General features: G+C 34.3%; 7 protein-coding genes. All 7 read left to right on the top strand.

Features of this window, described 5'->3' with window-relative positions:
* Positions 1–45 precede the first annotated feature (45 nt).
* Entirely contained in the window at positions 46–1,266 is a 1,221-nt protein-coding gene (locus ACSHWW_RS14185; RefSeq protein ID WP_435683130.1) for an ABC transporter permease, read from the top strand.
* Positions 1,259–1,795: a TlpA family protein disulfide reductase gene (locus tag ACSHWW_RS14180; RefSeq protein ID WP_435683129.1), complete on the top strand. Its 537-nt coding sequence runs from the start codon at positions 1,259–1,261 to the stop codon at positions 1,793–1,795. The genes ACSHWW_RS14185 and ACSHWW_RS14180 overlap by 8 nt, the downstream gene beginning before the upstream one ends.
* Positions 1,796–1,808: 13 nt before the next feature.
* Positions 1,809–2,504, top strand: a complete 696-nt coding sequence (locus tag ACSHWW_RS14175) for a thioredoxin family protein (RefSeq protein WP_435683128.1) — start codon at positions 1,809–1,811, stop codon at positions 2,502–2,504.
* A 34-nt stretch (positions 2,505–2,538) separates the two neighbouring features.
* A complete protein-coding gene (locus ACSHWW_RS14170; protein ID WP_435683127.1) occupies positions 2,539–3,573 on the top strand; it encodes a sensor histidine kinase in 1,035 nt (344 codons plus the stop codon).
* Positions 3,574–3,687: 114 nt separating this feature from the next.
* On the top strand, positions 3,688–5,013 hold the full coding sequence (locus tag ACSHWW_RS14165; protein WP_435683126.1) for a YHYH protein: 1,326 nt from the start codon (positions 3,688–3,690) through the stop codon (positions 5,011–5,013).
* Entirely contained in the window at positions 5,010–5,609 is a 600-nt protein-coding gene (locus tag ACSHWW_RS14160; RefSeq protein ID WP_435683125.1) for a YbhB/YbcL family Raf kinase inhibitor-like protein, read from the top strand. The genes ACSHWW_RS14165 and ACSHWW_RS14160 overlap by 4 nt, the downstream gene beginning before the upstream one ends.
* 13 nt (positions 5,610–5,622) lie before the next feature.
* A partial coding sequence (locus ACSHWW_RS14155; protein ID WP_435683124.1) for a hypothetical protein occupies positions 5,623–5,930 on the top strand: 308 nt, incomplete at its 3' end.

The raw sequence follows: 5,930 nt of genomic DNA, 5'->3' as shown, positions 1-5,930 counted from the left end.
TGCAGCAGAAGAATTAGCAAAATTACCTAAACAAGACGATTAATTATGAGACTATTAAATCTATTTAAAATCGCTTTCAAAGCTATAATTCTTAACAAAACAAGAACTTTGTTGACCATGTTAGGGATTATCATTGGCGTAGCTTCGGTAATTGCCATGTTGGCTATAGGTGAAGGTTCCAAAAAGAGTATAAGAAGTACCATTTCAAGTATGGGATCCAATATGATTACTATACGTCCTGGGGCAGATGATAGAGGGCCTGCAAGGGGTAGTGGGGGTGATGTGCAAACTCTAACACTTGCTAATTATGAAACTATAAAAAATCAATCTACACTTCTAAGTTATATAACACCTATTGTAAATGGCGGCGGACAAGTAATAAACGGTGCAAATAACTGGCCAAGTACAATCTATGGTGTTAACCCAGAATATTTGGAGATTAAAGTGGTAGGGCTTCAAAGTGGGAGTATGTTCACCGATGCCGAGGTAAAATCCGCCTCTAAAGTTGTTGTTCTTGGACAAACCGTTGTAGAGAATGTATTTCCTGATGGTCAAGATCCTGTAGGTCAAATGATTCGTTTTGATAATATTCCGTTTAAAGTTATTGGAGTTTTAGAAGAAAAAGGGGAGAATACATTTGGGCAGGATCAAGATGATGTGGTTATCGCTCCTTATACCACGGTACAAAAACGAATTCTGGCTATTGATTATTTGAACCAGATCATGGCATCTGCCATTAGTGAAGATGATGCAGCCGATGCTGTTATAGAAGTGACGGATATTCTACGCGCAGAACATAAATTAATACATACCGAAGATGATGATTTTACAGTTCGGTCTATGGAAGAGTTAATTTCTACCTTTAGTTCTACCAGCGATATGCTTACTATTCTTTTGGTTGCAGTTTCAAGTATTTCATTATTGATAGGCGGTATAGGTATTATGAATATCATGTACGTATCGGTAAAAGAACGAACAAAAGAAATAGGACTTCGTATGGCGGTAGGCGGCAAAGGCTCAGATATTTTGATGCAATTTCTTATTGAAGCAATATTAATAAGTATTACTGGTGGACTCCTTGGGGTATTCATAGGACTAAGTGCTACCGTTTTTATTGAAAAGTTCTTACATTGGCCTACGAGTGTAACGTTGTATTCAATATTAATATCATTTGCGGTCTGTGCGGTAACAGGTATCTTCTTTGGCTGGTACCCAGCAAGAAAAGCATCGTCTTTAGATCCTATAACTGCTTTACGTTATGAATAAAAATAGCTTAACAATTAAAAAGAACTTCCTGGGAGTATTTATCTTATTTGTATGTTATGGTTTTAGTGTTACACCCCTTCAATCACAGGTAAACTCAAATAGCATCAACGAACAGGAAATACCTATTTATGATTTTGAGTCATTAGAATCTTTATTATATACGAACTCGGAAAAAACCCATGTCGTTAATTTTTGGGCAATGTGGTGTGCACCTTGTGTAAAAGAGTTGCCTATTTTTCAAGCATATGATGAAAACAACCCTAATGTAGAAGTTCTATTAGTAAGTCTTGATTTTCCTGAAGATATTGAAGGCAAGCTTAAACCTTTTCTACAGAAAAAAGGCATCGCCTCTAAAGTAGTATTGCTAGATGATCTTGATTCTAATAGTTGGATAGACAAAATTGACCCCAATTGGTCAGGAGCGATACCCTTTACCATAGTGTTCAATAACAAAAAACGTTCATTTTACGAACACGCTTTTGAGAGCCTGGATGATTTAGAAAATACGATAAACGAAACAATAAAATAGTAAACTCAATACAATGAAAAAGAACAGCATATTTTTAACAGCAATTATTTTACTGGGTAGTTTTCTTATAACTACAAACACCTTCGCACAAGAAAGAAAAGGAACTCCGCAAAATGGCGAACGCAAAGGTCAACCAAGAGGTGGTCACAATCCTGAGCAAACTAAAACCATAGAGGAAATTGGGGGGTATAAAATTGGCGATGTTGCTACAGATTTTAAACTTAAAAACATTGATGACAAGCTCTTTTCATTGTCAGACATTAAAGATGCAAAGGGTTATATAATAGTATTTACTTGCAACGAATGTCCTTTTGCAAAAATGTATGAAGACCGTTTAATTGCATTACACAATAAATATGCTCCAAAAGGATATTCTGTAGTAGCAATTAATCCAAACAGTAGTGCGGAAAACGAAAAAGAAAATTTTGAAGCCATGAAAAAAAGAGCCAACGAAAAGAGATTCCCTTTTGTTTATTTAGTAGATGAGGGGAAGGTTTTCTCAAAATATGGTGCTGTAAGAACGCCGCATGTTTTTTTATTGGACAAAGAACGAAAAGTTCAGTACATCGGTGCTATCGACAACAATTCTAGGGCAGCTGAAAGTGTAACAGAAAAGTATGTTGAAAATGCTATCAAAGCATTGGAAAGTGGTGAGAAACCAAATCCCAACTTAACAAAAGCCATTGGTTGTCCTGTTAAAGGAAATTAGATATTTGTAATGAGTATAGTTAGAACTGCAAACAATGTACAAAAACAAAAAAATAACACTATTTTCTCATCTTCTGGTATGGCTTGTGCTGTTTAGTATGCCATATATATTGTCTTATGGGCAAGAACAAGATTTGAATCGTTTGGTAGCGCATTATTTAATGCCAATGGTATTTTATGCGATAATCTTTTATCTAAACTTTTATATTCTTATAGACAAGTTCTTGTTCCCAAAAAAGACAGTCCAATTTTTTGTTATCAATATTGTGGTCATTGCTTTGTTCATGCTATTCAAAGAACAAATAGAAAATACTTTTTTTGAAGGAATTACAAGAAGACAACCTGGCAGCAGTGGAAAGGGAGGCCCTCCAATTAAATTATTCATTTACATACAGATGATAACTTATGCAGCACCTTTGCTTTTTTCAATAGCTATAAAAACAACAAAGCAGTGGGTTAGAATTGAAGCAGAGCGAAAGGAAGCCGATAATTTTAAATTACAAACGGAATTGCAGCATTTACGTTACCAGCTGCAGCCGCATTTCTTTTTTAATTCGTTGAATAATATCTATTCTCTTGTGGATATTTCCCCAGAAAAGGCAAAATCTACAATTCATAGTTTAGGGAAACTTATGAGGTACCTATTGTATGAAACTAATACGGAGTTTGTACCACTTTCTAAGGAAATAGAATTCATGCGGAAGTATATAGATTTAATGAAGCTGCGCTTGACGGATAAAACAGAAATAGAATCTAGTTTTCCTGTTAGTCAAAATGGAATTCAAATTGCGCCTCTATTGTTTATATCATTGATTGAAAATGCTTTTAAACATGGGGTTTCTGCAAACCAGAATAGTATCATTTCTATAGATATGACCATTAAGGAAAACATAGTGGACTTCACTATTGAAAACCATAATTTCCCTAAACAGGATAATGATAAAAGTGGTTCTGGAATTGGTTTGGCTAATCTAGAAAAGCGCTTACAGTTATTATATCCAAATAAACACACTTTTGAAAAGGAACTCAAAGCTGGTGTCTATAGAGTTAATTTAAAAATAGAAACTTAAAAATTCTACTCACAATTTTAAGTAATAAAACAGTCCTTTTTAAAATGAGAATATGCGCCTTTCAATGGTTAAAACGAATAAGTTGTTATTAATACTTGTGTGAAATATTTAAATATGAAAAATACACTGCTAATCATCATTTTTCTTTTATTAAACACCCCTCTATTTTCGCATGAGGGTGGTCATGGTATTCCTTTAAAACAATGGGAATTAACAACTACAAACGAAATAATCCAGGCTGATTTTATTAAATATGAAAACGGTGAAATTTGGCTTATGGATGGCAATCATACTATTCAATCTTTTCAAATTACAGACTTTGTAGAAGCTGACCAAAAGTATATTAAAACTAAAAGTGAATTCATCCATTCTTTAAATGCTAACACAGGAGTTGAATTTGATTCACAAACCTTATCAATTTTTAATTGGGTCCTTATTGGTTTAGGTATTTTGCTTTTGTCCTTTTCTATTTTTAAACTTATAAAACAAAAAAAAGTAGTGTATTTAACTCACGGCGTACTTGGTTTAGGGGTTATTTTAATTGTATCCTGCAAGAATACTAATAACGCTAAAACAAGTACTGTGCAAGTACCAGCAAATGATGTTCCACTGATGCAAGCTTTTTTTAAAAAATTTGATGGTGTTACAACGCATTCAGATGAAAATTACCTGTATGTTTCATCAAATGGTTTACCAGATCATGACATGATGGTAGGTATAACCAACTGGCAACAACAAGTGCCGATAAAACAAAATTATATAGGAGATAATAGTTGGGCTATTCCCACGCATCCAAAAATGGCAGAAAATCCACTTTCTACAAAAACGAACCTGTTAAAAGGTGCAATTGCTGTTGCCGTTAATGGTATCCCTATTTTTAACCCTCTAAATAATAGAGGTGAAGATGCTAATGCTATAGGAGAATTAGATAATTGGGGTGGACATTGTGGTCGTGCAGACGATTATCATTATCATTTACCTCCTTTACACCTGCAAGATCAAGTTGGTGCTGGCAACCCGGTAGCTTACGCTGTTGACGGTTTTCCTGTGTATGGAAAAACAACCAATAAACTAGATGAGTATTTAGGAAAAATGAACTTAGATGGGTCTTATCAATACCATACTATTGATGAATATCCTTACTTTATTGCTGGTATGCGAGGCGAAGTAAAATTGGACCCAAAAGCGGAGGCACCAGAAAATCAAGTTTCTCCACAACCTAGAACCCAAGAGCTAAGACCTGCTTTAAGACCATTACGAGGTGCTGAAATCATTGATTTTGAATCTTTAGGTGATAATGCATATTCCTTAACGTACAGCTTAGATTCTAAAGAGTATATCGTAAATTATAAATGGGATAGTGATGACAATTATAGCTATGAATTTATAAACCCTGACGGTACATCAACAGTGGAAAGCTATAAACCAAGAGAAAAATGAAATATTCAAAATTTATAGTTCTTATACTTTTTATTGGTTTGATGTCCTGTAAAAACAATAAAAAAGCAACTACAGAGGTGAATCATGATGATTTTAAAACAATTCATTCAGATTTTAAACTAACGAGCATAGCGATAGAGAATGGTGTTTTACTTGATGATTATAAGTGTGAAGAGAAGGTCAATGATGTTGAAAACTCCATACCGCTTTCATGGCAAAATGTACCTTATGGCACTAAATCTTTAGCTGTCGTCATGTATCATTATCCAAAGAAAGATGATAAGACAGAGATTAATTCATATCTATTATTGTGGGATATAAATCCTGAAACCACGGGGATACCTTATAAAATGGCTTCTAAAGGAAATTGGTTTATGGGAGCTAATAAAGATGGTACAGCCATATCTTACACATCTCCCTGCTCTCGTGGAAAAGGCAAACATGAGTATACTATAGCTCTTTATGCCTTATCAGAAACACCTACTACTTTACCAAAAAAACATAGTTTAAATGTAGATTACAATGTATTTATGAATGCATTGGCTACCGTGAAAATTATAGACAGAACAACTTTAACCTTTGTAGACTCAAATTAAAAATTACGATAAGATGATATACTTAAAGAACACATTACTACTCTTTGTTTTCGCTTCTTTAACGATGACAGCTTGTAAAAACGGTCAAAACAATAAAAATACAACACCTGATAATTCAGAAACTTATATAGGAACAGCATCTGTATCTCAAGGCCCCGCAACAGTTGTAACTCAAAATATATTTGAATGCGATAGAGGTAGAGAAGCGCCAATTGGCACGTCTACTGCAACAGACGGCAGTAAATGGACGGTTCCTGCTGAAGTAAATTTTACCGATGATAACTTTCCTTATGCTTCAGATTTGTTTAATCCTTGTACAAA

It is taken from the genome of Nonlabens sp. (genome assembly GCF_051251825.1).
GTDB lineage: Bacteria > Bacteroidota > Bacteroidia > Flavobacteriales > Flavobacteriaceae > Nonlabens.
Note: the sequence above shows the minus strand (reverse complement) of the source record. Positions and strands in the feature narration are given on the sequence as shown.

Bases quoted from the DNA above. Each gene is read 5' to 3' on its own strand.
- ACSHWW_RS14185 (WP_435683130.1), top strand. From the start codon at position 46: ATGAGACTATTAAATCTATTTAAAATCGCTTTCAAAGCTATAATTCTT.
- ACSHWW_RS14180 (WP_435683129.1), top strand. From the start codon at position 1,259: ATGAATAAAAATAGCTTAACAATTAAAAAGAACTTCCTGGGAGTATTT.
- ACSHWW_RS14175 (WP_435683128.1), top strand. From the start codon at position 1,809: ATGAAAAAGAACAGCATATTTTTAACAGCAATTATTTTACTGGGTAGT.
- ACSHWW_RS14170 (WP_435683127.1), top strand. From the start codon at position 2,539: ATGTACAAAAACAAAAAAATAACACTATTTTCTCATCTTCTGGTATGG.
- ACSHWW_RS14165 (WP_435683126.1), top strand. From the start codon at position 3,688: ATGAAAAATACACTGCTAATCATCATTTTTCTTTTATTAAACACCCCT.
- ACSHWW_RS14160 (WP_435683125.1), top strand. From the start codon at position 5,010: ATGAAATATTCAAAATTTATAGTTCTTATACTTTTTATTGGTTTGATG.